Annotated in this window: 29 protein-coding genes and 1 pseudogene; 28 read left to right on the top strand and 2 right to left on the bottom strand. The window is 43.0% G+C overall.

Annotation, left to right across the window (positions count from 1 at the left end; genetic code table 11):
• Positions 1–5: 5 nt before the first annotated feature.
• Positions 6–113, top strand: a pseudogene (locus C1G57_RS11625) (rRNA adenine methyltransferase); the annotation flags it as partial.
• Positions 114–167: 54 nt separating this feature from the next.
• On the opposite strand, the gene gatD reads toward C1G57_RS11625, so the two are convergent.
• Complete coding sequence (gatD, locus tag C1G57_RS00900; protein ID WP_105113350.1) at positions 168–953, bottom strand: lipid II isoglutaminyl synthase subunit GatD; 786 nt, start codon at positions 951–953, stop codon at positions 168–170.
• Complete coding sequence (gene murT, locus C1G57_RS00895; RefSeq protein WP_105113349.1) at positions 953–2296, bottom strand: lipid II isoglutaminyl synthase subunit MurT; 1344 nt, start codon at positions 2294–2296, stop codon at positions 953–955. The genes gatD and murT overlap by 1 nt, the downstream gene beginning before the upstream one ends.
• A 182-nt stretch (positions 2297–2478) precedes the next feature.
• On the opposite strand from murT, the gene cdaA reads away from it, so the two are divergent.
• The 27 genes from cdaA (at position 2479) to C1G57_RS00750 (ending at position 25945) form a co-directional block, all read left to right on the top strand.
• A complete protein-coding gene (gene cdaA / locus C1G57_RS00890) occupies positions 2479–3339 on the top strand; it encodes a diadenylate cyclase CdaA (RefSeq protein WP_105113348.1) in 861 nt (286 codons plus the stop codon).
• Positions 3323–4027, top strand: coding sequence for a YbbR-like domain-containing protein (locus tag C1G57_RS00885; RefSeq protein ID WP_105113347.1), 705 nt, complete (start codon positions 3323–3325; stop codon positions 4025–4027). The genes cdaA and C1G57_RS00885 overlap by 17 nt, the downstream gene beginning before the upstream one ends.
• Before the next feature lie 15 nt (positions 4028–4042).
• The gene (glmM, locus tag C1G57_RS00880) at positions 4043–5395 is read left to right on the top strand and encodes a phosphoglucosamine mutase (protein WP_105113346.1); all 1353 of its coding nucleotides are present in this window, start codon (positions 4043–4045) and stop codon (positions 5393–5395) included.
• A 53-nt stretch (positions 5396–5448) separates the two neighbouring features.
• Positions 5449–6993 carry an ABC-F family ATP-binding cassette domain-containing protein gene (locus C1G57_RS00875; RefSeq protein WP_105113345.1) on the top strand — a complete coding sequence of 515 codons (1545 nt, stop codon included), beginning with the start codon at positions 5449–5451 and terminating at the stop codon, positions 6991–6993.
• Positions 6994–7153: 160 nt separating this feature from the next.
• Positions 7154–7582, top strand: coding sequence for a cupin domain-containing protein (locus C1G57_RS00870; RefSeq protein WP_105113344.1), 429 nt, complete (start codon positions 7154–7156; stop codon positions 7580–7582).
• A 1-nt stretch (position 7583) separates the two neighbouring features.
• Complete coding sequence (locus C1G57_RS00865; RefSeq protein ID WP_105113343.1) at positions 7584–8222, top strand: ABC transporter ATP-binding protein; 639 nt, start codon at positions 7584–7586, stop codon at positions 8220–8222.
• The gene (locus C1G57_RS00860) at positions 8219–8980 is read left to right on the top strand and encodes an ABC transporter permease (RefSeq protein WP_105113342.1); all 762 of its coding nucleotides are present in this window, start codon (positions 8219–8221) and stop codon (positions 8978–8980) included. Before C1G57_RS00865 ends, C1G57_RS00860 begins: the two co-directional genes overlap by 4 nt.
• 427 nt (positions 8981–9407) lie before the next feature.
• Positions 9408–10808, top strand: coding sequence for a dipeptidase PepV (gene pepV, locus C1G57_RS00850; protein ID WP_105113340.1), 1401 nt, complete (start codon positions 9408–9410; stop codon positions 10806–10808).
• A 40-nt stretch (positions 10809–10848) separates the two neighbouring features.
• A complete protein-coding gene (locus tag C1G57_RS00845) occupies positions 10849–11307 on the top strand; it encodes a GNAT family N-acetyltransferase (RefSeq protein ID WP_105113339.1) in 459 nt (152 codons plus the stop codon).
• Positions 11294–11896 (top strand): uracil-DNA glycosylase family protein, encoded by a 603-nt coding sequence (locus C1G57_RS00840; protein WP_105113338.1) that lies wholly within the window; start codon positions 11294–11296, stop codon positions 11894–11896. Before C1G57_RS00845 ends, C1G57_RS00840 begins: the two co-directional genes overlap by 14 nt.
• A 34-nt stretch (positions 11897–11930) precedes the next feature.
• Entirely contained in the window at positions 11931–12713 is a 783-nt protein-coding gene (locus C1G57_RS00835) for a TPM domain-containing protein (protein WP_105113337.1), read from the top strand.
• Between the two features lie 15 nt (positions 12714–12728).
• Positions 12729–13310 carry a LemA family protein gene (locus tag C1G57_RS00830; protein WP_105113336.1) on the top strand — a complete coding sequence of 194 codons (582 nt, stop codon included), beginning with the start codon at positions 12729–12731 and terminating at the stop codon, positions 13308–13310.
• Between the two features lie 72 nt (positions 13311–13382).
• The gene (gene pepF, locus C1G57_RS00825; RefSeq protein ID WP_105113335.1) at positions 13383–15185 is read left to right on the top strand and encodes an oligoendopeptidase F; all 1803 of its coding nucleotides are present in this window, start codon (positions 13383–13385) and stop codon (positions 15183–15185) included.
• Positions 15182–15916 (top strand): hypothetical protein, encoded by a 735-nt coding sequence (locus C1G57_RS00820; protein WP_105113334.1) that lies wholly within the window; start codon positions 15182–15184, stop codon positions 15914–15916. The genes pepF and C1G57_RS00820 overlap by 4 nt, the downstream gene beginning before the upstream one ends.
• Positions 15917–15957: 41 nt before the next feature.
• Positions 15958–16401: a hypothetical protein gene (locus C1G57_RS00815; protein WP_105113333.1), complete on the top strand. Its 444-nt coding sequence runs from the start codon at positions 15958–15960 to the stop codon at positions 16399–16401.
• 25 nt (positions 16402–16426) lie between these two features.
• Positions 16427–16975 carry a DUF6630 family protein gene (locus C1G57_RS00810; protein ID WP_105113332.1) on the top strand — a complete coding sequence of 183 codons (549 nt, stop codon included), beginning with the start codon at positions 16427–16429 and terminating at the stop codon, positions 16973–16975.
• A gap of 397 nt (positions 16976–17372) precedes the next feature.
• Positions 17373–18092: an O-methyltransferase gene (locus C1G57_RS00800; RefSeq protein ID WP_105113331.1), complete on the top strand. Its 720-nt coding sequence runs from the start codon at positions 17373–17375 to the stop codon at positions 18090–18092.
• A gap of 62 nt (positions 18093–18154) precedes the next feature.
• The gene (prsA, locus tag C1G57_RS00795; RefSeq protein ID WP_105113330.1) at positions 18155–19147 is read left to right on the top strand and encodes a peptidylprolyl isomerase PrsA; all 993 of its coding nucleotides are present in this window, start codon (positions 18155–18157) and stop codon (positions 19145–19147) included.
• Positions 19148–19284: 137 nt separating this feature from the next.
• Positions 19285–19833, top strand: coding sequence for an LURP-one-related family protein (locus tag C1G57_RS00790; RefSeq protein WP_105113329.1), 549 nt, complete (start codon positions 19285–19287; stop codon positions 19831–19833).
• A gap of 393 nt (positions 19834–20226) precedes the next feature.
• Positions 20227–22845: an alanine--tRNA ligase gene (alaS, locus tag C1G57_RS00785; RefSeq protein WP_105113328.1), complete on the top strand. Its 2619-nt coding sequence runs from the start codon at positions 20227–20229 to the stop codon at positions 22843–22845.
• A 212-nt stretch (positions 22846–23057) separates the two neighbouring features.
• Complete coding sequence (locus C1G57_RS00780) at positions 23058–23261, top strand: hypothetical protein (protein ID WP_105113327.1); 204 nt, start codon at positions 23058–23060, stop codon at positions 23259–23261.
• Between the two features lie 29 nt (positions 23262–23290).
• The gene (locus tag C1G57_RS00775; RefSeq protein ID WP_105107547.1) at positions 23291–23515 is read left to right on the top strand and encodes a hypothetical protein; all 225 of its coding nucleotides are present in this window, start codon (positions 23291–23293) and stop codon (positions 23513–23515) included.
• Positions 23499–23690 (top strand): hypothetical protein, encoded by a 192-nt coding sequence (locus tag C1G57_RS00770; RefSeq protein ID WP_105113326.1) that lies wholly within the window; start codon positions 23499–23501, stop codon positions 23688–23690. Before C1G57_RS00775 ends, C1G57_RS00770 begins: the two co-directional genes overlap by 17 nt.
• A gap of 165 nt (positions 23691–23855) precedes the next feature.
• Positions 23856–24422: a DUF3267 domain-containing protein gene (locus tag C1G57_RS00765; RefSeq protein WP_105113325.1), complete on the top strand. Its 567-nt coding sequence runs from the start codon at positions 23856–23858 to the stop codon at positions 24420–24422.
• Between the two features lie 12 nt (positions 24423–24434).
• Positions 24435–24650, top strand: a complete 216-nt coding sequence (locus C1G57_RS00760; RefSeq protein WP_004299042.1) for a helix-turn-helix transcriptional regulator — start codon at positions 24435–24437, stop codon at positions 24648–24650.
• The gene (locus C1G57_RS00755) at positions 24647–25405 is read left to right on the top strand and encodes a DUF3169 family protein (RefSeq protein ID WP_105113324.1); all 759 of its coding nucleotides are present in this window, start codon (positions 24647–24649) and stop codon (positions 25403–25405) included. Before C1G57_RS00760 ends, C1G57_RS00755 begins: the two co-directional genes overlap by 4 nt.
• A gap of 30 nt (positions 25406–25435) precedes the next feature.
• A complete protein-coding gene (locus tag C1G57_RS00750) occupies positions 25436–25945 on the top strand; it encodes a DUF3278 domain-containing protein (RefSeq protein WP_105113323.1) in 510 nt (169 codons plus the stop codon).
• Positions 25946–25955 lie beyond the last annotated feature (10 nt).

The following is a 25955-nucleotide window of genomic DNA, read 5'->3' as shown; positions in this document are numbered from 1 at the left end:
TACTTATGAGCAAGTATTGTCTATTTTTAATAGTTATCTATTATTTAACGGGAGGAAATAATTCTATGAGTCGCTTTTTTAAATTTGGAAAGTTACACGTTACTAAAGGGAATATAAGTTAATAGAAAATAACAAAACCGCCTCTGAATATCAGAAGCGGTTTTGCTTTATTTATCAAATTCTGCCTTGCTTTTCACATCGCCGTATTCTTCAGCGACTTCTTTGCTGAGGATGTCAGCGTAGCTGGCAAGTTGGATGTCTTGTCCGTATTTTTTGCGGAGGGCAGTTGTGACCAGGCGGTAGGCCAGGTTGGCATTGCGGGACAGGATTGGTCCGTGGAAGTAGCTGCCGAAGGTGTTTTTATAGTGTAGGCCCTCGCCGCCGTCTTCCTTGTTATTGCCATTGCCATAGACAACCTTGCCCAGGGGTTTTTGGTTGTCAGCTAGGAAGGTGCGACCTTGGTGGTTTTCAAAACCGTAGTAGGTTTCGTTGAACTCCTCATTGTGAATTTTGATGTCACCGATGTAACGGTTGTTGGTCTGGTTGAGGGTGTAGTGGCCCATGATACCCAGTCCGTCAATCTTTCTACCGCCTGCTTCAATATAATATTGACCGAGCAACTGGAAGCCACCGCAGATAGCCAGCATGACACCGTCGTTTTCGATAAAGTCTGTTAGGCTGTCTTTTTTAGTTGGTAAATCCTTGGCTAAAATAGACTGCTCATAGTCTTGACCACCACCGAAAAAGGCGATGTCGTAGAAATCCTTGTCAAATTCATCTGTCAGGGAAACGATGTCCACCTGAACACGAGCCCCCAGCTTTTCAGCCACATACTTGAGCATGAGGATATTGCCATTGTCCCCGTAGGTGTTCATCAAATCACCGTAGAGGTGGGCGATGTGGAGATCATAAGTGTAGTCTTTTTCAGGACTTTTTAATGATGTATAGACCATTATTTCATCTCCTTTCCAACGGCTTGGCGTTGAGCCAGCAGGTCGCGGAATTCCAGCATAGCTGTATAGGTGGCGAGGATATAAGCATGTTGGCTACTCGATTGCTCAATCAAGGTCATGATGTCTTCCAGTTTAGGTGTTTCAGTAATCTGGTCTTCAGGATAGCCAGTCACACGGAGGCGACGGGCGATTTCAGACGAACGGACACCGCCTGCAAAGACTTGTGGAATGTCCATTTGAGTGATTTGTTCAAAGTCAGCGTCCCAAATCCAGCTGGTATCAATTCCGTCAGCGTAGTTGGCATTGAGAAGGACGGACAGGCTAAAATCGTATGGAGCCAGTTTCATCATTTCAATAGCCTGGGTTGCACCGACAGGGTTTTTAATCAAGACCAGTGTACAATCCTTATCACCGAGTTTAAAGGTTTCTTGGCGACCGAAGACTGCCTTGGACTTGTCAAAACCTGCCTTGATTTTCTCAGGTGCTACTCCGAAAAATGCGGCTACGCTGACAGCTGCTAGGGCATTGTAGATATTATAAAGCCCGCCGATGTTGATTTTGTAATCCTGACCGTCAATGGCAAAGGTAGAAGAGGTATTGGTGATTTCTTTTAGTTCGGTCAACTTGTAGTCCAGCTCAGGTCGGCTAAAACCACAGTTGCTACAGATGTAGCTGCCCAAGTTGGCGTAGGTATTGAGCTTGTACTGGATAATCTGGTGGCAATGAGGACAGAGAACACCCTCGGTATTGTAGTGGGCCAGACGTGGCTCATGCTCCTCTGTCGCAAAACCGTAGTATTTCACTGGATTGATAACGTTTGTCGAGTTGAAAAGCGGGCTGTCGCCGTTGGCTAAAATGGTTGCCTGTGGAGCCTTGGCAGCCCCGTCCAAAATCATCTGGTAGGTGGTATAAATCTCACCATAACGGTCCATTTGGTCACGGAAGATATTGGTAAAGACAATCAAGCTAGGCTTGATAAAGTCGGTCACACGGGCCAGGCTGGCTTCGTCTATTTCCAAGACGGCAATCTTCTTGCCCTTTTTGTTTTTCTTGGCAGATAAAAATGTTGCCGTAATCCCTGTAATCATATTGGCACCGCTGGTATTGGTCGTGATTTCGCCAAAGGCTTCTTGAAGAATTCCAACGGTCAAGGCAGTTGTTAAAGTCTTACCGTTGGTACCTGTCACAACAACGACTTCATAATCCTTAGCCAAACTATCTAAAATATGTTTATCGAATGTAAGGGCAATTTTACCAGGCAAGGTAGTTCCTCGGCCCAGTTTGTTGAGGACAAACTGGCTGGTCTTCCCTGCGGCAATCCCTAATAAAGTATTTATTTTCATGGGACTATTTTATCATAAAGGTCAGGGATTTTCTAGAACGGAGTATGTAGAAATACTGATACATTTCTGATGACTATTTGTAATAAATTTAATCCTATCTTCATCCTTTTCTAAAAAAAGAAAGAAAAAATGTGATATAATAGAAACGTTACCATGTACGAGTTAGGAAGTATGAGAAACCTATGTTAAACTTAAGCCAGTTACTGGATGCTGGGTATTGGTCAAGTCTGATTGCTAGTCCTTGGGTAGCTATCCTACACTTGATTGACATCAGCATCGTTGTTTATTTGATTTATAATTTTAGTAAGGCTATTGCTGGTACGAAGATTATGACCCTCATCCGTGGGGTATTTCTCTTTATCATTGCACAACTTCTTGCTAGTTTATTTGGTTTGCAGACCATTGCCTGGTTGATCAATCAGGTCATTACCTATGGAGTTATCGCAGCAGTTGTTATTTTTGCTCCAGAACTGCGAGCCATGCTTGAAAAGTTAGGACGGACGACCCATATTTTTTCAGCTAATACGCTCAGTAAGGAAGAAAAGCTCATTGATGCTCTTGTAAAATCCGCAGCCTATATGTCACCGCGTAAAATTGGAGCACTTGTGGCAGTGGAGCAGGCTCAAACCTTGCAAGAATATAGGGCAACGGGTATTTCGTTGAACGCAGATATTTCGCGTGAATTATTGATAAATATATTCATTCCTAATACCCCCTTGCATGATGGAGCAGTTATTATCAAGGATGATAAGGTTGCGGTTTCCTGTGCCTACCTTCCCCTGTCTGAAAGTGCAGGTATTTCAAAAGAATTTGGCACTAGGCACCGGGCTGCGATTGGTTTGTCAGAGGTTTCAGATGCCTTTGTTTTCATAGTTTCAGAGGAAACGGGTAGTATTTCCATTGCTCATAATGGTAATTTCAAGCATGATTTGAGTTTGGAGGAATTTGAGGCTGAACTATGGACTATTTTCGGTTCTGACAATCAGGAGAAAAACACATTTTTGAAGCGATTGAGAGGGGGCAAACATGCAAGAAAAATTTAAAGCTGTAGGTCACTTACTTCTCTCATTATTCTTAGCGCTTTTGCTTTTTTTCTATGCGACTACTACCAACTATAAAAATTCGGAAACAGCCGCTCAGAATACGGAGTCAGAAACCTATGTTCATACCTTAAATAATGTGCCGATAGATATTGAATACAATACCAGTGAGTACTTTATTTCAGGTTTCTCATCAACAGTGACTGTTGAGTTGAGAGGATCCAATCGAGTGCTTCTGCAACGGGAATCCGATGAATCTACGCGAACTTTTCAAGTTGTCGCAGATTTGAAAGAGATGAAGGCAGGCACCAATATTGTAAAACTCCAATTGGCCAACCTACCAGCAGGGGTAACAGCGACCCTAGCACCAGATGCTATTTCTGTAAAAATAGGTAAGCGTGTCAGTAAGGCTCTACCTGTTGAAGCTAAGGTTTATAGTAACCAGTTGGCAGAAGGTTATAGTCTTTCTAAGGTTTCCGTCAATGTCGATACTGTAAAAGTAACAACGGATGAAGAAACCATGGCTAAGATTGATCACATCGAGGCAATCGCAGTAGATGTCAGCAATTTATCCGCTAATTATAGTGGGACAGCGAAGTTGCAGGCAGTAGATGGTGATGGCAATGTCTTGCCAGTTGTTTTATCACAAACAGAAGCCAACCTACAAATCACCATAACAAAAACGAAATAAGAGGTAAATTTTAAAATGGGTAAATATTTTGGTACGGACGGTGTCCGCGGAGAAGCAAACGTAGAATTGACGCCAGAATTGGCCTTCAAACTGGGTCGTTTTGGTGGTTATGTGCTTAGTCAACATGAAACGGATGTACCTCGTGTCTTTGTGGCGCGTGATACACGTATTTCGGGACAAATGTTGGAAGCTGCCTTGGTTGCTGGACTTTTATCAGCTGGAATTCACGTCTATAAACTAGGTGTCCTTGCAACACCAGGTGTAGCTCACTTGGTGAAAACAGAAAAAGCTAGCGCTGGTGTTATGATTTCAGCCAGTCATAACCCTGCTCAAGATAACGGTATAAAGTTCTTTGCGGGCGACGGCTTTAAGTTGGACGATGCCTTGGAGGCAGAGATTGAAGCTCTCTTGGATGCTGAAGAAGATACGCTACCACGTCCATCTGCACAAGGTTTGGGGGATGTGGTCGATTATCCAGAAGGCTTGCGCAAGTACGAGTCCTTCCTAGTATCGACTGGTACTCAGTTGGAAGGCATGAAAGTGGCCTTGGATACTGCTAATGGTGCAGCCTCAACCTCTGCTCGTCAAATTTTTGCGGATTTGGGTGCTGATTTGACCGTTATGGCTGAAAATCCAGACGGTTTGAACATCAATGAGGGAGTTGGTTCAACCCATCCTGAGCAGTTGCAAGAATTAGTCAAGGAAACAGGAAGTCAAATCGGTCTTGCCTTTGACGGTGACAGTGACCGCTTGATTGCTGTCGATGAAAATGGTGACTTGGTCGATGGCGACCGTATCATGTATATCGTAGGTAAGTACTTGGCCGACAAGGGCTTGCTTGCTAAAAATACCATTGTGACAACTGTCATGTCTAACCTTGGTTTCCATAAGGCTTTGGACCGTGAGGGAATTGAAAAAGCTGTGACCGCAGTTGGTGACCGTTACGTGGTGGAGGAAATGCGCAAAGGTGGCTATAATGTCGGCGGTGAGCAGTCTGGACACGTCATTCTCATGGATTATAACACCACAGGTGATGGTCAGTTGACCGCTGTGCAATTGACCAAAATCATGAAAGAAACTGGTAAAACACTTTCTGAATTGGCAGCAGAAGTATCCATTTACCCACAAAAATTGGTCAATATCCGTGTGGAAAACAGCATGAAGGACAAGGCTATGGAAGTGCCTGCTATTGCAGCTATCATTGAAAAAATGGAAGCAGAAATGGCTGGCAATGGTCGTATCTTGGTCCGTCCAAGTGGTACCGAGCCACTCTTGCGTGTCATGGCAGAAGCTCCAACAGATGCTGAAGTCGATTACTATGTGGACACCATTGCTGATGTGGTCCGTGCAGAAATAGGTTTGGATTAAGGAAAATGTAAACAGAGACTGGAAGGATTTCCAGCCTCTTTTGTGAGGAAATTATGAGTATTTTAGAAGTAAAGAATTTGAGTCATGGGTTTGGTGACCGTGCAATTTTTGAGAATGTTTCCTTCCGTTTGTTGAAGGGGGAGCATATTGGTCTTGTTGGTGCCAATGGTGAGGGAAAATCAACCTTCATGTCCATCGTGACAGGTCAATTGCAGCCAGATGAAGGTAAGGTTGAATGGTCACGTTATGTAACGGCAGGTTATTTAGATCAGCATGCTAAACTAGAAAAGGGTCAATCAGTCCGTGATGTCTTGCGGACAGCATTCGATGAACTTTTCAAGACAGAAGCTCGTATCAATGACATTTACATGTCCATGGCAGAAGAGGGAGCCGATATGGATGCCCTCATGGAAGAGGTTGGTGAGCTGCAGGATCGTTTGGAAAGCCGTGATTTCTATACGCTGGATGCCAAGATTGACGAAGTGGCACGGGCTCTGGGCGTTATGGATTATGGTATGGACAAGGACGTGACGGAGTTATCAGGTGGCCAACGTACTAAGGTTCTTTTGGCAAAATTACTCTTGGAAAAACCTGATATCCTGCTTCTGGATGAGCCGACCAACTACTTGGATGCAGAGCATATTGACTGGCTCAAACGCTACTTGCAGAACTATGAAAATGCCTTTGTCTTGATTTCGCATGACATTCCTTTCTTGAATGATGTGATTAACATTGTCTACCATGTGGAAAATCAACTCTTGACCCGTTACACAGGCGACTATTACCAATTCCAAGAAGTACATGCTATGAAGCGGGCTCAGTTAGAGGCTGCCTACGAACGCCAGCAGAAAGAAATCGCGGACTTGCAGGACTTCGTTAACCGTAACAAGGCCCGTGTTGCAACTCGAAACATGGCTATGTCTCGTCAGAAGAAATTGGACAAGATGGAGATTATTGAGCTTCAAGCAGAGAAACCAAAGCCATCCTTTGATTTCAAAATGGCTCGAACGCCAAGTCGATTTATCTTCCAAACGACTGATTTGGAAATTGGTTATGACCGTGTATTGACACGTAAACCGCTCAATTTGACCTTTGAACGCAACCAGAAGATTGCCATTGTCGGTGCCAACGGTATCGGTAAATCTACTCTTCTTAAAAGTTTGCTGGGGATCATTCCACCGCTCGGAGGCTCTGTGGAGCGTGGGGAGTATTTGGAACTAGGCTATTTCGAGCAAGAAGTAGCTGGTGGCAATCGTCAGACTCCGCTTGAAGCCGTTTGGGATGCCTTTCCAGCCCTTAACCAGGCAGAAGTACGGGCAGCCTTGGCTCGTTGCGGTCTGACTTCCAAACATATCGAAAGCCAAATTCAAGTTCTTTCAGGTGGTGAGCAGGCCAAAGTTCGTTTCTGCTTGCTTATGAACCGTGAAAACAATGTCTTGGTTCTGGACGAGCCGACTAACCACTTGGATGTGGATGCCAAGGATGAACTCAAACGTGCCCTTCAGGCCTATAAGGGCTCTATCCTCATGGTCTGCCACGAGCCTGATTTCTATCAAGGCTGGGTAGATGATGTATGGGATTTTAATGAATTGACATAAGAAGCAAGCTGCCGAAAGGTGGCTTTTTCTTAGCTATTCGCTAAGTATATTCTGAAAATTATAATGTTTCTAAAAAAGCTTGACAAGTATTTTAAAAGGAGTATAATTAGAATTGTTCTAAAGAAAGTTTAGAATAATTATCATTTAGAGGTAAACAACTATGACAACTAAAGATTACGGAAAAGCACCATTTGTAACCAATATTGAAACAGCAACGCTTGAAAATACCAACTACCGCACAGCACTTTGGACCGGGGAACTCTTGCAAGTTACACTGATGTCCATCCCAGTTGGCGGGGACATCGGAGCGGAAGTACACAACGAAAACGACCAATTCCTCCGCATTGAACAAGGTCACGGTCGTGTTATTATGGGAGAGTCCGAAGACAAGATTACACTTGATACTGAAGTCGGACCAGAAGATGCAATCTTAATTCCAAACGGTGCATACCACAATGTCATCAACATTGGCCAAGAAGATCTTAAAATCTACTCTATTTATGGACCTGCCCATCACGCTCACGGGACAGTTCATGAAACACAAGCTATTGCCATTGCTGCAGAAGAAGCAGAAGAGCACGGACATTAAGATGCACCTTTTCCAACTTCAATCTGTCGGCTTATCTGATAGGGATAAGTCGATTTTAACTGATATTAGCTTCACTGTTTTAGAAGGAGAGCGGCTAACCTTGGTTGGACCTTCGGGCAGTGGAAAAAGCACCATCCTCAAGCTCTTGGCAGGTTTGACATCCACGACAAGTGGGACCATTTTCTTTCAGGGTCGGAACATAGCAGAGCTGGATATGCCGACTTACAGGAGAGAAGTTTCCTATTGTTTTCAACAGCCAGTTCTCTTTGGGCAGACCGTCCAAGACAATCTCCGCTTTCCTTATGAGCTCCGTCAGCTTGCATTTGACCAAAGCAAAGCCCTCAAGGCTTTAGAAAGGGTCAATCTAGCGCCAGCATTTTTGACCAAGAAAATCACAGAATTATCAGGAGGAGAAAAACAGCGAGTGGCCCTCGTTCGCAATTTGCTCTTTGAACCCAAAGTCTTACTTTTAGATGAAATCTCTGCGGGACTGGACTCTGAAACCAAGGCCATTGTCAACAAGCTTTTAGCAGATTACCATGCAGCTGGAAATACCTTAATTGAAGTCACTCATGACCAATCAGAGATTGAGGCAGCCCAAAAGATTTTGAAAATAGAAGGAGGTCGGGTCCAAGTATGAATGTTTCAGTAGATAACCTGTCCCTAGCCCTTGTGTTCGGGCTAGTCCTAGTTGCTATGGGAATCAGTCAAAAGGAAAAACTGGGCTTGACCAAGGATATTTTTATGGCAGTTGTCAGAACAGTTCTCCAGTTGATTTTTGTCGGCTACGTTCTCAAATTTATCTTCCAAGCCTCCAATGTCTTTCTCAGCTTGGCTATGATTCTGATTATTCTTTACAATGCCAGTGTCCAAGCCAACAAACGCAATCCCAATGGCAAGAAATCCTTGCTTCATCCTTTTCTTGCACTTTTGGCTTCGACTGGATTGACCTTGACAATCTTGGTACTATCGGGTGCTATCCAATTTATTCCTTCACAGGTCATTCCCATTTCAGGGATGTTGGCTAGTAATGCCATGACGGCAATCGGTCTGTCCTATCGGGCTATGTACAAGTCTTTCACAGACAATCGTCAACAAGTCTTGGAAAAATTAAGTCTGGGAGCAACTGTCAAATTGGCTTCACAGGATATTTTGCGAGAGGCTATCAAAACAGGTATGCAGCCCACCATTGACTCAGCCAAGACAGTCGGTCTGGTCAGCCTGCCTGGAATGATGTCAGGGCTAATATTTGCAGGAGTTGATCCGGTCCATGCCATCCGCTATCAGATAATGGTCATGTTCATGTTGCTGTCTGCAACCAGTCTGGCTTCAGTAATCGCCTCCTACGCAGCCTATCAGACCTATTTTACCAACAAGGCCCAGTTGGAGTTTGAATAAAGCAAAATGATCTTTCTTTGTGAAAGGTCATTTTTTAGCAGTGAAGTCTTGAAAAATATGATAAAATAGACTTACTTTGATATAGTCTTTTGGTTTACTTTTATTACTAGCTTCAAAGGTTCGGGGAACCTTTGAAGGTCGGAGATGAAACAAACGAAGTTTGTGTCAAAACAGTCATAGTAGTGACTGTTGAAGGTTGGAAATGAAACAAACAGAGTTTGTGTCAACAACTGTTCGGGGAACCTTTGAAGGTCGGAGATGAAACAAACGAAGTTTGTGTCAACAGCCGCAGGCATAACTGAAGTACGGCAAGGCGAGTTCAAACACTCCAGTGGAGTGTTTGAAGTTGGAAATAAGGAAACGACGTTTCCTTGCTCGTCGCAGTAATAAAAGAGAAACCAAATGACGATACTGAAAAGGAGAACATATGACAGTAGATTTTAGAGCAGAGTTTGACAAACGCAAAGATGAGTTTCTAGCGGACCTTTTTGACCTCCTCCGCATCAATTCTGAGCGTGACGACAGCCAGGCAGATGCCCAGCACCCATTTGGACCAGGCCCAGTGCGTGCCTTGGACAAGTTCCTGGAAATCGCTCAGCGTGATGGTTATCCAACCAAGAACGTTGACAACTACGCAGGTCACTTTGAATTTGGCGAGGGCGAAGAAGTTCTCGGTATCTTTGGTCACTTGGACGTGGTGCCAGCAGGAAGCGGTTGGAACACTGACCCGTACGAGCCGCAAATCATCGACGGCAAGCTCTTTGCCCGCGGATCCTCTGACGACAAGGGACCGACCATGGCTTGCTACTACGGCTTGAAAATCATCAAGGAGTTGGGTCTTCCGACTTCTAAAAAAGTCCGCTTCATCGTCGGTACCGACGAAGAGTCAGGCTGGGCGGACATGGATTACTACTTCGAGCACGTCGGCCTTCCCTTGCCAGATTTCGGATTTTCTCCAGATGCTGAGTTCCCGATTATCAACGGAGAAAAGGGCAATATAACAGCTTATCTTCATTTTGCGGGGGAAAATAGCGGAGCTGCTAAACTGCATTCCTTCACAGGCGGTTTGCGTGAGAACATGGTGCCTGAGTCTGCGACAGCTATTATCTCTGGTGACCTAGCAGACCTAGACAGCAAGTTGGCAGATTTCACAGCAGCCTATGGCCTAAAAGCTGACGCGGAAAACCTTGAAAACGGTCAAGTTCAAGTCACCGTCATCGGAAAATCAGCCCACGGTTCAACCCCAGAAGAAGGCGTCAACGGTGCAACTTACTTGGCAAAATTCCTCAGCCAATTTGCCTTTGACGGAGCAGCTAAAGCCTATCTTGATTTGGCTGGTCAAGTCCTTCTTGAAGACCACGATGGACAAAAACTCGGCGTAGCCATTTACGATGAGCAGATGGGAGCTCTTTCTATGAACGCAGGTGTCTTCAAGTTTGATGAAACTTCATCTGACAACACCATTGCCCTCAACTTCCGTTATCCAAAAAATACCAACCCTGAAACCATCAAGGCTGGTTTGGAAAAACTTGGCGTAGAAGCTGTCAGCTTGTCTGAGCATGGCCACACTCCACATTATTGCCCAATCGATGACCCAATGGTCGCAACTCTCTTGTCTGTTTACGAAAAACACACAGGCTTGAAAGGTCACGAACAAGTTATCGGTGGTGGTACATTCGGCCGCTTGCTCAAACGTGGCGTAGCCTATGGAGCTATGTTCCCAGGCGATGTCAACACCATGCACCAAGCCAACGAATTTATTGAAGTTGAGCAACTTTACCGTGCAGCTGCCATTTATGCAGAAGCTATCTACGAACTCATTAAGTAATACATGAAGACGGGGATACCCGTCTTTTTTAGGAGGAAGAATGAAACTGAAAGAACTTTATTCTTCAGATATGGAAATGGTCAAACAAGTCTTTTTATCTGTATTTAGTCAGGAACCATGGAATGACGATTGGTCGGATGAGGAACAATTAGACCGCTATCTAGGCGATTTGCTGTCACATCCAAGAGCACTTTGCTTTGGCTTGGTTGACCAAGACAAGCTCATTGCCCTTTCTCTAGGGCACATTCGCTACTGGTATGAGGGGACCGAATACCGTATTGAAGAGCTCTGCATCTCTCGCGATTACCAAGGACGAGGAATTGGACAAGACTTTCTAAAAAGAATTGAGGAGCAGTTGATTGAGAGAAGGATTGTTCATATTCTCCTGCAAACAGAACGTAATTTACCAGCCTTTTCCTTCTATGAAAAATGTGGTTTCCGTGCCTTAGAAGAAGATGTGACCATGGTCAAGAAAGTAGGTCGTAATGGAGCTAGCTGAAATTGAGCAAGCCATCATGAAGGATGCAGCTAATCAAGCGTTTACGAACAAGGGAATAGTCCCGCTTTTCCAAGCACCGTCTACCGCAAAAATCCTCATTATTGGACAGGCACCGGGATTAAAAACACAAGAAAAAGGCCGCCTCTTTGATGATGCCAGCGGAGAGAATCTGCGGAAATGGTTGGGTGTAAATCGTCAAACTTTTTATGAATCTGGTCAGTTTGCTATCCTTCCTATGGATTTCTATTATCCAGGAAAGGGGAAGTCTGGGGATTTACCGCCTCGCAAGGATTTTGCGTCCAAATGGCACCAGCTGATTCTGGACCAACTTCCTGATCTTGAACTGACCTTGTTGATTGGGCAATATGCTCAGGATTATTATTTGGAAAAATCCCAAAGGAACCTGACTGAAAGAGTACAGCATGCAGATGACTACCTTCCCACTTATTTTCCTTTACCACATCCCTCTTCAAGAAATAATATCTGGCAAGCAAAGAATCCTTGGTTTCGAGCAGAAATCATTCCGCAACTTCAAAAAATAATTGTAGAAATACTTGCAAAACAGAGCAAAAATGATACAATAATATAAAGATAGCGTTTTCTTCATTCAGAGGAGGTGCCGTATGAAAAAGTATCTGTTCTATTTATTGGGTTTCTTGCTTTTACTGTTCTGTCTAGGCCTGCCTAGCCTGGCACAAGCTGAGGGAATTCCAGACCGTCCTATTGATACGACGGTGGTTGATGAAACCAATCTTCTTTCCAGTGAAACCATCGCCAGCATTGACCAGCTCAATCAGACTTGGGCAGTTAGTGAGCAACAACTACAGGTCGGGGTCTATGTGACTGAAAGTCTTTCAAGGGATATTGAAAGTCTGGCAAATGAAACCTTTCGTGCGTGGCAGGTTGGTTTTGCAGGGACAGACAATGGTGTCCTCTTGGTGATTGCCATAGCTGACAGGGAATTTCGGATAGAAACCTCCGACAATGCTGCCACGGTGTTGACGGATGTGGAAGCCAAGGACATTCTGGAAAATGCCAGAGAATTTTTCCGCCAGGAAGACTATGACGGAGGAGTAACCTATATAGTCCAATCCATCGGAGATCGTTTCTATGGTACCAGTCTGGGTCAGGAACAACTGGCAGCTATGGAAGAAAGGACCAGTGCGGAAAGTGATAGTTTTGTATTATTTTTAATTCTAATACTAATCTTCATGATTTTTGGTATTATTGATAAGGCTAGCCGTGGTCGAGGCGGTGGTCCAGGAAATCTTCTCTGGATGCTGGTGGATGACCGCCATCATTACCATAACAACCATTCCTCTCATTCTTCCTCTTCTTCATCATTCGGAGGAGGCGGCTGGTCTGGTGGCGGTGGCGGAGGCGGCGGAGCCTCGTCTGGTTGGTAAGAAAGGAATAAGTATATGAACAAGAAATGGTTAGTCATACTAATCCCGATCCTCGCTCTGCTATTTTTGGGAATGGGGGCAGTTGGTCAATACAATGGGCTGGTCGATAGCCATGCGGAAGTGGAAAATGCCCAGGCCAATGTGGATACCCAGCTCCAACGCCGATATGACCTGATTCCAAATGTGGTTTCGGCGGTCAAGGGGGCTATGGAACACGAAGAAGAAATATTTACTGCTATTGCGGATGCGCGTGCGAAAATTGGCTCCAGTCAAGCAGGAACTAGTGACTACAATCAGGCCCAAAGTCAGCTGGATTCGGCTGTTTCTCGCTTGCTGATGGTGGCGGAAAATTATCCGCAACTGACAGCCAATCAACAGGTATCTGATTTGATTACCGAGCTGGAAGGGACTGAAAATCGGATATTGGTTGCCCGCAAGGATTATAATGCAGTGGCAACAGCCTACAATAAAAAAATCAAACGATTCCCGACCTCCATCTATGCTAGCCTGTTTGGCTATGAAAAAGTTGAGCTTTTCCAAGCCAGCACAGATGCGGCAACAACCGTGCCAAGTGTGGATTTACAGGATGATGAGTAAGTTGTAAGCCCTCACTTTCCGTTGGAAATAGGGGCTTTTTTATGTTAGAATAGGAGAACGGAGGATTTGAATATGTCTAAACAACGTTACGAAATTGAAGAAAAATACCAGTGGGATTTGACCACTATTTTCCCAACAGATGAAGCCTGGGAAGCAGAACTTGCAGATTTACAAGCTGAAACTGAAAAAACAAAAGAATTTGCAGGTCATTTGCTCGACTCAGCGAAGAGCCTTTTGACAATCAGCGAAACGCAACTTGGTCTTATGCGCCGCATTGAAAAGCTTTATGTCTATGCATCTATGAAAAACGACCAAGACACGCGTGAAGGAAAGTACCAGGAATTTCAGGCTAAGGCTATGGGGCTTTACTCATCCTTCTCACAAGCTTTTGCCTTCTATGAGCCGGAATTTATGGCTATTACTGAAGAGCAGTTGGAGGCCTTTAAGGCAGAAGAACCTGCTCTTGTGCAGTACAGCCATCAGTTTGAAAAGCTTTTGGCAGCTAAGGACCATGTCTTGTCACAGGAAGTAGAAGAAGTCCTTGCTGCGACCAGCGAGATTTTTGAGTCACCAGCTGAAACCTTCTCAGTTTTAGACAATGCTAGCCTGCGTTTCCCAGAAATCGCTGATGAGGACGGTCACTTGGTGCCCCTTTCACACGGAAACTACATCCACTTTATGGAGTCTAAAAACCGCGACGTCCGCCAAGAAGCCTATGAGGCCATGTACGGAACCTACGAGCAGTTCCAGCATACCTACGCTAAGACCCTTCAGTCTAATGTCAAGGTAAATAACCTGAAAGCTCGTTTGCGTAAGTACGATTCAGCCCGCCACGCATCACTTGCAGCTAATTTCATTCCAGAATCCGTTTACGATACATTAGTGGCGGCAGTCAACAAGCACCTTCCGCTCTTGCACCGTTATATCAATTTGCGTAAGAAACTCTTGGGTATTGATGACTTGAAGATGTACGATATGTACACACCATTGTCAGATTTCAGTACCAAGATTTCTTATGAAGATGCACTCAAGAAATGCCAAGAAACCTTGGAAATTTTCGGCGAGGATTATGCGGCTATTGTAAAAGAAGCCTTCGAAAACCGCTGGATTGACGTCCATGTTAATGAAGGAAAACGCTCAGGAGCCTACTCAGGAGGTGCCTATGACACCAACGCCTTCATGCTTCTCAACTGGCAGGATAACTTGGATAACATGTACACTCTTATCCATGAAACAGGCCACTCTCTCCATTCTATGTTGACTCGTAAGACTCAACCCTATGTCTATGGCCATTATTCACTCTTCTTGGCTGAAATTGCTTCAACGACCAATGAAAATCTTTTGACAGAAAAACTCTTGGCAGAAGTAGAAGATGACAAGGAACGCTTTGCTATTCTCAACCATTACCTAGATGGTTTCCGTGGTACAGTCTTCCGCCAGACCCAATTTGCCGAGTTTGAGCAAGCGATTTACAAGGCAGACCAAGAAGGTCAAGTCTTGACGGCTGATTTCCTCAATGAATTGTACGGTCAGACTAACGAGAAATACTACGGTCTTTCGGCAGAAGAAAACCCAGAAATCCAGTTTGAGTGGGCTCGTATTCCACACTTCTATTACAATTTCTATGTCTACCAATATGCGACAGGATTTGCAGCAGCATCCGCTCTGGCAAACAAGATTGTCAATGGTAGTCCAGAAGACAAAGAAAACTATCTCAACTACTTGAAAGCAGGTAGCTCAGATTATTCACTCAATGTCATTGCCAAAGCAGGTGTAGACATGACCAAGGAAGATTACCTCAACGATGCCTTCAAGGTATTTGAGGCTCGTTTGGAAGAATTGGAAGCTCTTGTTGAAAAAGGGGTTCATAAATGAGCAATATCAAGAATAGGATTGAATATAGAAAAGGTCAAACATCCATTATCTGGATATTGATATCAGCCACTATTGTAACAATCTTCTTCTTGTTTCTTACACAACCGGACTTAAGCAGGAGTAGTACTTCTTCTTCTACAGACCTATCGACTACCCGTGAGCAATACATACTCGATGCTGAACCAATGACGCTTGACCGGGCAAGAATCATCTCTCCAAAAATGGAAAATGAAACGGATGCAGAGTACCAGGAGCGTTTACAAGAGATTGTCGATACTGTCAATGAGAGGATGGAGGAGAGGAAATCCAGTATTAGAAGACAAGCCGAGACGGTGCAGACTCAAAATAATGAGTTCATATCTCCCATTATATTAGCTATTTGGGGAATTACCGCTGCTTTTGTTATTGGAGCTCTTATCAGTAACTATCTGAAATCTCGCCAGCCTATTGCAATAGTAATGACTGAGGAGTATATTGAATTTAAGGCTGGTATGTTTCGTGAAGAACATCGTCTCTACTGGAACGAAATTGCAGCGATAGAATACAGTATGAGGTATCAACGTCGTTCGAATTCGGGGAGCTATTCTACAAGTAGGTACCTATATTTTAAAGATGTTAATGATACAATTTTGGACAGAATCAATTTAAATAGCTTGGAAAATTCTGATTTCAATAGTATTCACCGCGATATTAGCAGTTTGGTTCCAGATATGAACTGGATTTATCCCTAATCTTGTGTATTGGAAGCTCTTGTTGAGAAAGGAGTGCGAATATGATTTCCTACAAACGATCTTTTGTATTACCACTTGTTATTAGCATGGTATTTATCATGATTGGTATGGGCTTAATGTTAAAGCCAGAACCTGCTATTCTATCAGGATTGGGCTACCTATTGTTAGCTGTTCCTTCTGCCTTCTATGCTTATTTGTGGCGGAAACAAGGATCGGTCTTTGTCCTTAATCAGCAGTGTTTAGAGTATAAAAACAAACTTTTGGGAGAAAGAATAACCATTCCTGTAGCAGAAATTGGGAAAATTCAATATGAGCTTGTCCGCATTTACCGTGATTATTATTCAAAACGGCTACGCATTGTAGGAAGGACAGGAACCCTTTTGGCTGAGGTGAAACTTGAGAATCTTTCTGGAGCTGATTTCAATGAAGTGTATCAATTCCTCAGTCCACTTGAACCTCATATTATGTGGGAATTTCCAAGTTAAAAAATAAAAATGAATCGGAGGAAGTATGCTGACAGAAGAAAATTTACAGGATATTTTTGAGATTGCTGACCTACTATCTGAGGGCAACCGAGATATATTTATCCAATTAAAAGAGAGCGTCTTTGCAAGTGATCCCAATCACATTTTAGACTTGCTAGAAGGTATTTTATCACCAGAGGCATTTGATGCCTTCTTAGATCGTGTGGGAGAAGTAGAAAAGGACAATTTGTTGCTTATTCTACTAGCTTTACTGGAGCATAATCGGTACGTTTGTGTTCGACCACGCAAGGATCGCTTATTTGATTTTATCGCGGCTTTTGATTGCCTACAGCCTGTACGAAATGCAGGGATTTTGTTAAAACTAGATTCGGCTGGCTTGGAGGAAACTGGCAATGTACCAGACTGGGCTGCGATTATTGATGAAAAATATGCTAGTGAACAGTTTTGTTTGGCTGCTGTAGAGATGAATGCCGACCAGTACCATCTCTTATTCGGTAAAGTAGCCACCATAAAACGAGTACAGAATCTCTTTGCTAATCTAGGTTATCGCCTGGACTATGCCAAAAATATGTAAGTGAAAGGCAGAGGAGAAATCCCTGTCTTTTAGTATGTATCGTCATTTAGTTTTTCTTTTATTACTTCGACGTACGAGGAAACTTCGTTTCCCTATTTCCAACTTCAAACACTCCACAGGAGTATTTGAACTCGCCTTGCCTGATTGAAACAGTCTGGGGGATACGAATAGTCCGGTGGACTATTCGTACCTGAGCTTGAAAACAAAAAAGCGAAGTACATCAGCTGGTCACCTAGAAATAAGAAAGCATTGAGTTATGCCTACGGCTGTTGACACAAACTTCGTTTGTTTCATCTCCAACCTTCAAAGGCTCCCCGAACCTTTGAAGCTAGTACTAAAAGTAAACTAAAAGACTATTGAGAAGAAATTGTTGGTGACTTGTGTTATAATTGTCCCTATGGTTGAATCATATTCTAAAAACGCAAACCACAATATGCGCCGTCCTGTTGTCAAGGAAGAAATTGTGGACTTTATGCGAACACGTCAGGCGCAAAATACTGGATTTTTAAAGGAATTAGAGGACTTTGCCCGTCAGGAAAATATTCCCATCATCCCTCATGAAACAGTAGCTTATTTCCGTTTGCTCATGCAAACTCTACAGCCAGAGCGTATTTTGGAAATCGGAACGGCTATTGGATTTTCTGCTCTTTTGATGGCCGAGAATAGTCCGCATTCGCAGATTACCACCATCGACCGCAATGAAGAAATGATTGGTTTTGCCAAGGAAAACTTTGCCAAGTTCGATAGTCGCAAGCAAATTGAATTGTTAGAAGGTGAGGCGATGGATTTACTGCCGGATCTGCCTGATGATAGCTATGACTTTGTTTTTATGGACTCGGCTAAGTCAAAATACATTGTATTTCTTCCAGAAGTTCTCAAAAAAGTAAAAGTTGGAGGCTTAATTATTTTGGATGATATTTTCCAAGGGGGGGATATTGCCAAAGATATCATGGAAGTTCGTCGTGGCCAGCGGACCATCTATCGTGGCTTGCAACGTTTATTTGATGCGACCCTAGATAATCCTGATTTAACAGCCAGTTTGATTTCCATGAGCGATGGCCTACTCATGTTGCGAAAAAATGTGGCCAATGTTGACCTAAAGCTTGAAGAAAATTAAGCCCTTTTTAAGAATTTATGGTATAATGAAAGGGTTAATGAAGAAAAGGAGAGATTTTCTAAATGAAGAAAACAAAAAAAATTCTTGCAGGTGCAGTGACCCTCCTTGCGGCAGTGACACTTGCAGCATGTTCAAGTACAGCTGACAAAGATATTATCACCATGAAAGGTAACACGATCTCTGTATCTGAATTCTATGAGAAAGTGAAGACGAATGCTAGCGCTCAACAAGTCTTGCTTTCAATGGTTATTGGTCATGTCTTTGAAGAGCAATATGGTGATAAAGTAACAGATGCAGAAGTGAATGAAGCCTATGACACAATGGCTGCTCAATATGGTGATTCATTTGCGACAGCACTTGCTTCAGCAGGTATGACTACTGAAAGCTACAAAGAACAAATCCGTACCAACAAATTGGTAGAATATGCTGTCAAGCAAGCCGCTGAAAAAGAGTTGACTGATGAAAACTACAAAGCTGCTTATGATGCCTACACTCCGGAAGTGACTGCCCGTATCATTAAACTTGATGATGAGACAAAAGCTACGGAAGTATTGGCAGCTGCTCAGGCTGAAGGTGCTGACTTCGCTCAGTTGGCTAAGGATAATTCAACAGATACTGCAACCAAGGAAAATGGTGGGGAAATCAAGTTTGATTCTACCTCAACAACCGTTCCATTGGAACTTCAATCTGCGATCTTTGCTTTAAATCCTGGCCAAGTAGGTGCCTCCGTTGTTGCCGTGACAGATCAGTCGACTTTTGCACCAAGTTACTACGTTATTAAACTAGAAGCTAAGACTGAAAAATCAGCTAACTGGGAAGATTACAAGGATAAGCTTAAGGAAATCATTTTAACTCAAAAACAAAACGATCCAACCTTGGTAGCAACTGTCTTGAAAGATGCCCTATCTAAAGCTAATGTTAAGATTAAAGATCCTGCCTTCCAAAACCTTCTTTCACAATACGTGACAACAGAAGATAGCAGCTCTTCAACGTCAGAAAGCACTACAAGCGAAAGCTCATCAACTACAGAGTCATCAAGCTCTTCAGGTCAATAAGGACCAAAACTATTAAGAATAAATACTCGATCCCTTAGTCCAGAAAATTGGCGGTTGCTGCGAGCCATCTAAGCCGAGTATTTTGCTACTTAATGGAATACATCATTGAATATGAAATGAGAATGACAAGTCATTGAATGAAGGTGGTACCGCGGTTTTTCGCCCTTCGTTTGGTTTCTTGTCATTTTTTGGAGGGAGTCATGAAACAATTTCAGGTCAAACAACGTTTTGTTTTGGGTGGTGAAAAATTTGATATTCATGATAGTCATGGACAGCTTGCTTATCAGGTAGAGGGCACCTTCTTTGAAATTCCCAAGCGGTTTACGGTGACCAATGCCAGAGGTGGAGAAGTTTGTCGGATTACCAAGAAATTTTTGACCTTCCTACCCCAATTTACCATTGATATGGCGGATGGACATTCTTTCTACTTGCAAAAGGAATGGACCTTTTTCAAGGACCGCTATAGCGTGGAAAATCTAGGCTTGGTCCTAGAAGGCAATATCTGGGACTTGGATTTTCGATTGAAAAAACCTGATGGTCAGCTAGTAGCTGAAATCTCCAAAGAACTCTTTCACCTGACTTCTCGTTACTCCGTAACAGTAGTCGAGGATGACTATGCAGACTTGGTCATTTCCCTAGTGGTCGCAATCGACTACGTCGAAATGATGGAAGACGTATCCAGTTAAGTGTAACGTAAAATTAAAAAAATGGTTCAGTTGGCTAGCTTGCTAAATTGAACCCGTCTAATAAAAAAGAAAGGAAAGGGTATCGAGTTTATTCTGAACTGAACTCGGGCTAGGGACTTTGTCAAAAAGAGAAACGCTTCCTAGACGCAAGCGTCTTCGTCAGGTTTCCTATTTTGACGGTATCCGCTTAACGCCCTAAGTATCTTAGTTAAACTCGGTCTACGGACTTTCCCCTAAATTATCAAATATGAAAGGAAATGTTCAATTTAACAGTTTCGTTAAATTGAACCCGAGCTAAAAGCGTCGAGAAATCATAGACCGCCTAGTGCGCTGGCACACAGCGTTGGTCTCCTATTTTCTTCTCGCTTTCTTAACGCTCTTGGTATCTTAATTATGAAACAATTATCATCTGCACAAATCCGCCAAATGTGGTTGGATTTCTGGAAATCAAAGGGTCACTCTGTTGAGCCTTCCGCAAATCTTGTCCCTGTTAACGATCCAACTCTCTTGTGGATCAACTCTGGTGTGGCAACGCTTAAAAAATATTTCGATGGCTCTGTCATTCCTGACAATCCACGGATTACAAACGCACAAAAATCAATCCGTACCAACGATATTGAAAACGTTGGTAAGACAGCTCGCCACCACACCATGTTTGAAATGCTTGGTAACTTCTCGATTGGTGATTACTTCCGTGATGAAGCGATTGAGTGGGGCTTTGAGCTCTTGACCAGCCCAGAATGGTTTGCCTTTCCAAAAGACAAGCTCTACATGACCTACTATCCAGATGATGTGGATTCTTACAATCGCTGGATTGCTCTTGGTGTTGAGCCAAGCCATCTCATTCCACTTGAAGATAACTTCTGGGAAATCGGTGCAGGTCCTTCAGGTCCAGATACGGAGATTTTCTTTGACCGTGGTACTGACTTTGACCCTGAAAACATTGGTATTCGTCTTTTGGAAGAAGATATTGAAAACGATCGTTACATCGAGATTTGGAATATCGTATTGTCACAATTCAACGCAGACCCAGCTGTTCCGCGTTCTGAGTATAAGGAATTGCCAAACAAAAACATTGATACGGGTGCAGGTTTGGAGCGTTTGGCAGCTATTTTCCAGGGGGCTAAGACTAACTTTGAAACCGACCTCTTCTTGCCAATTATTCGCGAGGTAGAGAAGATTTCTGGCAAAACTTATGACCAAGATGGCGACAATATGAGCTGCAAGGTTATCGCAGACCACATCCGTGCTCTTTCATTTGCTATCGGTGATGGTGCTCTTCCAGGAAATGAAGGCCGTGGTTATGTCCTTCGTCGCTTGCTTCGTCGTGCGGTTATGCACGGTCGTCGCTTGGGTATCACAGAACCATTCCTCTACAAATTGGTGGAAACAGTTGGCAACATCATGGAAAGCTATTACCCAGAAGTCCTTGAAAAACGCGAATTCATCGAAAAAATCGTCAAGCGTGAGGAAGAAACCTTTGCTCGCACCATTGATGCTGGTAGCGGTCACCTGGATGATCTTTTGGCTGACTTGAAAGCAGCTGGTAAGGACACTCTTGAAGGTAAGGACATCTTCAAACTCTACGATACCTATGGTTTCCCTGTGGAATTGACCGAGGAATTGGCTGAAGATGCAGGCTACAAGATTGACCACGAAGGCTTCAAGGCTGCCATGAAGGAACAGCAGGACCGTGCGCGTGCAGCTGTTGTCAAGGGTGGTTCAATGGGAATGCAAAATGAAACCCTGGCAGGTATTACCGAAAGTTCAACCTTTGTCTATGGACAAAATAGCCTAGATGCCAAATTGGCAGTGATTATCGTGGACAATGAGCGGACAGAAGCTGTGTCAGAAGGTCAAGCCCTTCTTGTCTTTGACCAAACACCATTCTACGCTGAAATGGGTGGTCAGGTTGCCGACCGAGGTGTGATTAAAAATGCTTCAGGTGATGTCGTTGCAACAGTTGTGGATGTGCAGAAAGCACCGAATGGTCAGCCATTGCACACCGTAGAACTCTCTGCCAGCATTTCACTAGGTCAAACCTACACACTTGAAATCGACACAAACCGTCGTCGTGGCGTTGAGAAAAACCACACGGCAACTCACTTGCTCCATGCTGCCCTTCACCATGTCATCGGCGAGCATGCAACCCAGGCTGGTTCCTTGAACGAGGAAGGCTTCCTCCGCTTTGACTTCACACACTTTGAAGCGGTGACTGCTGATGAACTTCGTCGTATTGAAAATGAAGTCAATGAAAAAATCTGGGAAGCCTTGGATATTGTCACAGTTGAAACGGATGTTGATACGGCTAAAGAAATGGGTGCTATGGCCCTCTTTGGTGAGAAGTATGGCAAAGTGGTCCGTGTGGTTACAATCGGTGACTATTCTATCGAGCTTTGTGGTGGTACCCACGTTGGCAATACTGCTGAAATCGGTCTTTTCAAGATTGTCAAAGAAGAGGGAATCGGTTCAGGAACTCGCCGTATTTTAGCGGTGACAGGCAAGGAAGCTTTCCTAGCTCTTCGTGACCGCGAGGATGCTCTCAAAGCTGTTGCGCAGACCCTTAAAGTGCCACAAATCGACCAAGTGCCGACAAAAGTGGAGGCACTGGCTGCGGAGCTCCGCGATTTGCAAAAAGAAAACGCTAGTCTGAAAGAAAAAGCAGCGGCAGCAGCTGCTGGTGATGTCTTCAAAGATGTTAAAGAGGCAAACGGTGTTCGCTACATTGCTAGCCAGGTCCAAGTTTCAGATGCAGGCGCCCTCCGTACCTTCGCTGACAACTGGAAGCAGAAAGACTACTCTGATGTCTTGGTGTTGGTTGCAGCCATCGGCGACAAGGTCAATGTCCTTGTGGCAAGCAAGTCAAGCGATGTCCATGCAGGAAACCTCATCAAAGTTCTTGCGCCAATCGTAGCAGGTCGTGGTGGTGGTAAGCCAGATATGGCCATGGCAGGTGGTAGCGATGCCTCTGCTATCCAAAACCTCTTAAACAGTGTGGCTGAAAACTTGTAATTTAACAAATGAAACTCTTTTATCCTTTGGATGAAGGAGTTTTTTGTATGCTATTCTAGTCATTTTGACAACATTCATAAACTTTTTGACAAAAATTATTATTTTTTTGACAAAGATACTTGTCAAAAAGAAAAGGAAATGTTACAATGATATCAAGATAAAGAGATGAAAACGAATTCATCAGGTAAATAAACAGAAAGTAGGAAATAAATATGAAAAAGATAAACAATAGTGACATCACACGTTTTGTACAAGTACTGGCAATCATCTATCTAGTTTTTGTCCTGCTGGCTGACATCATGAAGTGGCAGCAGTTGGATAATACCCATGTCGTTCTTGCCATTTGCACTATCGCAGTGACAGATGAGCGCTTGTGGAAACTAGCTGGCAGAAAAGAGCAGAAGGAAGAAGATTAAAATTAGTCGAGAGTAAGTGGTGGAAAGTTATGAAAAACAATAACAATAAAAAAGGAATTTTGATTACAGGAACAAGCGTTGTGCGAGGAGTGCAGGTTCTAGTTGCACTATATTTGATTTATAGTTTAGTTAAAAACATCGTATTTGGTCGGGAGATAGATACCATGATACTCTTGATGATGATGAATTCTCTCCTTCTTTTAGAAGTCACTCTCAGCAGAGAAAAGGAGAAGAAAAATGAACAAGACAGTTAAAAATGGAATGAAAGTAGTCCTATTGTTTTTCGCACTCCTTTTGATAAATATTCTGGTCTTCAAAGTTCTAGCCTTACTAGGATTTGACCTTAGTTTGAACGAAGAGAGTTATTTAATTCCACCATTGATGGCGACACTTTTGCTCTATTTAAAACATGTTAATCCCAAGAAATAGTGACAAAAGCTAGGAAAAGATAGGAGAAACTTTATGAAACGTAGAATTTCAGCAGATATGGCAGCGATTATGATTGCAGGAACCTGTATTGTCGGATTATTGATTGGAGTTGCTCTAGGACTATATAGTTTAGTCTAGCTTGTAGGAAAATGAAGGAGTAGAAAAATGGAAGTGAAAAAGAAATTATATGAAGTCAATATCATGGAAAATAAGAAGTTTGTGTGGGGATTGAATATTCTTTCGACTGTTCTAATTTTCCCATTTGCTCTTCTATTCGGTAAGTTAGCCTTTTCCTTGTTGGCTAATGTAGAACAAAATTTGACACTTACCTTACCAGAGTTATGGATAGGAATGGTTCTATTTCCTCTTTTGATAGTTGTGCATGAAGCGATTCACGGTATCTTCTTCAAGGTTTTTTGTCCTGAAAATCCTGTCAAATACGGGATAAAATGGAAGTCCGGTATGGCCTATGCTACCAGTCCAGGTTCCCTCTACAATCGGATGCAAATGTTGGTAATTTCCCTGGCTCCCTTTGTCGTGATTAGTCTAGGCTTGACAATACTAGCGAGCTTAGGGGGAATGGACGTATCTCTTTATCTGATGGTAGCTACCATGCATGCGGCTGCTTGTGCAGGTGATTTCTACTATACCTATCTTTTATTGGTTAAGTTTGCTAAGGGGAATATAGCTGTCGAAGACACAGAAACAGGCTTGATTATCTACCAAGCCTAGAAAGGAAACAACATGGAATATGTCTTAAAAAATCGGCTCAAGGAGTTGCGGGCACGGGATAGCCTCAACCAGACTGAGTTGGCAAAATTAGCAGAAGTATCACGGCAGACCATTAGCTTGATTGAGCGTGGGGAATACACGCCTTCGGTGGTCATTGCCATGCGAATTGCACAGATTTTTAACGAAAATGTAGAGAATGTTTTTCAATTAGTGGAGGTAGAAGAATGAAACAGGGGAAACAATTAACGACAAAACAAAGATGGGTGAGGAATCTTATCTATTTACTTTCAGGAGCTATCTTTGGCGCATTTTGTGGCTTTTTTGGAGTATTGATTTCTAAGTTTGGATTACCGTCTTTTGTTACTTTAGATAACTTCTTGTTTTGTTTGCGTATCATTACTTTTGTAATTTTTGCCGGAACCATATATTTTGGTATTAAAGCTAATCAAAAATATCATCTTTACCATTCTATTTCAGATGAGGATGAAGAACACTTTGATGAACTGTATAAAAAAATGTATCGTAACCTAGAATATGCGACCATATCATTCAATGTTGCCGTATCATTGACTCTATTAAATTTAGTTCTAGGATTTGGAGTTACCTTCTTAGAAGAGAGTGCGGTTATGTACGGGTCAATTTTTGACTTGATCTTCTTTATCGTACTTCTAATCACTCAAGTGTTTATTATTAAATTAACAGAGAAAATTCGTGATTATAAGTTGTCTGCTTTTGCTACTGTAAAAGAAATGAAGGATTTTATGGAGGCAATGGACGAAGGTGAGAAACAAGCAAACTACGAAATGAGTTTCCAAATCGTTTTTACCTTGAACCAAATTGTGTTACCAGGTTTGTATCTATTCCTATTTGTACTCAGTATGCTATTGCAGGAACGACAAATTACAGCCTTTCTAGTTGTTGCCTTTCTTCACATTTACATCAATGTCATGCAGGTTCGCATGATCCGTCGTTATTTTAAATAAGAATTTTTGAAAGATTTTGAGGTGATAGCTATGAAAAAGGAAAATCTACACATTCGAGCAATTCGTTATTTCTATGATATCGTTGGTGAGTTAGACGAGATGTCTTATGCGGCCTTGACCAATTTCGGCAACAATATGTATATGCTCTTTATGACAGTAACACTGCTGAGCTTCCTAGTTAGCTTTGCGCTGGGAGAAGATGTTATGGGGATCAGCCTCTTCTTGACACTTGTTTATTCTCAGGTCAAGCAAGAGGCCACTATTAAACGGCTGGGCTTGGATAAATTGTTTGTTGCCAAGGCTGATGTGAAATTGGCTCGGAAGAAAATGATGAAACGAACTCTGTATCAAACCCTACAGATTGCCGTTTTGAGTTTGCTGGTTAGTATTGGCCTCTGGCAGTTACAAATTCCACAGGAAAGTGGAACATCTGCAGCAGAGTATTTCCAGTTTGTCACTCCCATGACAGTTGTTCTTCTGACCTTAGTAGGATTTGTTAGTTTCTACTTTGCCAATCGTAAGAAAATCACATTCATTTAATGTAAATGGA

The sequence above is a fragment of the Streptococcus suis genome (assembly GCF_002960425.1).
Taxonomy (GTDB): domain Bacteria; phylum Bacillota; class Bacilli; order Lactobacillales; family Streptococcaceae; genus Streptococcus; species Streptococcus suis_S.
Note: the sequence above shows the minus strand (reverse complement) of the source record. Positions and strands in the feature narration are given on the sequence as shown.

Bases quoted from the DNA above. Each gene is read 5' to 3' on its own strand.
- murT (WP_105113349.1), bottom strand. From the start codon at position 2,296: ATGAAAATAAATACTTTATTAGGGATTGCCGCAGGGAAGACCAGCCAG.
- glmM (WP_105113346.1), top strand. From the start codon at position 4,043: ATGGGTAAATATTTTGGTACGGACGGTGTCCGCGGAGAAGCAAACGTA.
- C1G57_RS00775 (WP_105107547.1), top strand. From the start codon at position 23,291: ATGAAAAACAATAACAATAAAAAAGGAATTTTGATTACAGGAACAAGC.
- C1G57_RS00840 (WP_105113338.1), top strand. From the start codon at position 11,294: ATGGAGCTAGCTGAAATTGAGCAAGCCATCATGAAGGATGCAGCTAAT.
- gatD (WP_105113350.1), bottom strand. From the start codon at position 953: ATGGTCTATACATCATTAAAAAGTCCTGAAAAAGACTACACTTATGAT.
- C1G57_RS00790 (WP_105113329.1), top strand. From the start codon at position 19,285: ATGAAGGTGGTACCGCGGTTTTTCGCCCTTCGTTTGGTTTCTTGTCAT.
- C1G57_RS00750 (WP_105113323.1), top strand. From the start codon at position 25,436: ATGAAAAAGGAAAATCTACACATTCGAGCAATTCGTTATTTCTATGAT.
- C1G57_RS00810 (WP_105113332.1), top strand. From the start codon at position 16,427: ATGCTGACAGAAGAAAATTTACAGGATATTTTTGAGATTGCTGACCTA.
- C1G57_RS00820 (WP_105113334.1), top strand. From the start codon at position 15,182: ATGAGCAATATCAAGAATAGGATTGAATATAGAAAAGGTCAAACATCC.
- pepF (WP_105113335.1), top strand. From the start codon at position 13,383: ATGTCTAAACAACGTTACGAAATTGAAGAAAAATACCAGTGGGATTTG.
- C1G57_RS00780 (WP_105113327.1), top strand. From the start codon at position 23,058: ATGAAAAAGATAAACAATAGTGACATCACACGTTTTGTACAAGTACTG.
- C1G57_RS00770 (WP_105113326.1), top strand. From the start codon at position 23,499: ATGAACAAGACAGTTAAAAATGGAATGAAAGTAGTCCTATTGTTTTTC.
- pepV (WP_105113340.1), top strand. From the start codon at position 9,408: ATGACAGTAGATTTTAGAGCAGAGTTTGACAAACGCAAAGATGAGTTT.
- C1G57_RS00755 (WP_105113324.1), top strand. From the start codon at position 24,647: ATGAAACAGGGGAAACAATTAACGACAAAACAAAGATGGGTGAGGAAT.
- C1G57_RS00815 (WP_105113333.1), top strand. From the start codon at position 15,958: ATGATTTCCTACAAACGATCTTTTGTATTACCACTTGTTATTAGCATG.
- C1G57_RS00765 (WP_105113325.1), top strand. From the start codon at position 23,856: ATGGAAGTGAAAAAGAAATTATATGAAGTCAATATCATGGAAAATAAG.
- C1G57_RS00870 (WP_105113344.1), top strand. From the start codon at position 7,154: ATGACAACTAAAGATTACGGAAAAGCACCATTTGTAACCAATATTGAA.
- C1G57_RS00830 (WP_105113336.1), top strand. From the start codon at position 12,729: ATGAACAAGAAATGGTTAGTCATACTAATCCCGATCCTCGCTCTGCTA.
- alaS (WP_105113328.1), top strand. From the start codon at position 20,227: ATGAAACAATTATCATCTGCACAAATCCGCCAAATGTGGTTGGATTTC.
- prsA (WP_105113330.1), top strand. From the start codon at position 18,155: ATGAAGAAAACAAAAAAAATTCTTGCAGGTGCAGTGACCCTCCTTGCG.
- C1G57_RS00845 (WP_105113339.1), top strand. From the start codon at position 10,849: ATGAAACTGAAAGAACTTTATTCTTCAGATATGGAAATGGTCAAACAA.
- C1G57_RS00860 (WP_105113342.1), top strand. From the start codon at position 8,219: ATGAATGTTTCAGTAGATAACCTGTCCCTAGCCCTTGTGTTCGGGCTA.
- C1G57_RS00800 (WP_105113331.1), top strand. From the start codon at position 17,373: ATGGTTGAATCATATTCTAAAAACGCAAACCACAATATGCGCCGTCCT.
- cdaA (WP_105113348.1), top strand. From the start codon at position 2,479: ATGTTAAACTTAAGCCAGTTACTGGATGCTGGGTATTGGTCAAGTCTG.
- C1G57_RS00885 (WP_105113347.1), top strand. From the start codon at position 3,323: ATGCAAGAAAAATTTAAAGCTGTAGGTCACTTACTTCTCTCATTATTC.
- C1G57_RS00875 (WP_105113345.1), top strand. From the start codon at position 5,449: ATGAGTATTTTAGAAGTAAAGAATTTGAGTCATGGGTTTGGTGACCGT.
- C1G57_RS00760 (WP_004299042.1), top strand. From the start codon at position 24,435: ATGGAATATGTCTTAAAAAATCGGCTCAAGGAGTTGCGGGCACGGGAT.
- C1G57_RS00865 (WP_105113343.1), top strand. From the start codon at position 7,584: ATGCACCTTTTCCAACTTCAATCTGTCGGCTTATCTGATAGGGATAAG.
- C1G57_RS00835 (WP_105113337.1), top strand. From the start codon at position 11,931: ATGAAAAAGTATCTGTTCTATTTATTGGGTTTCTTGCTTTTACTGTTC.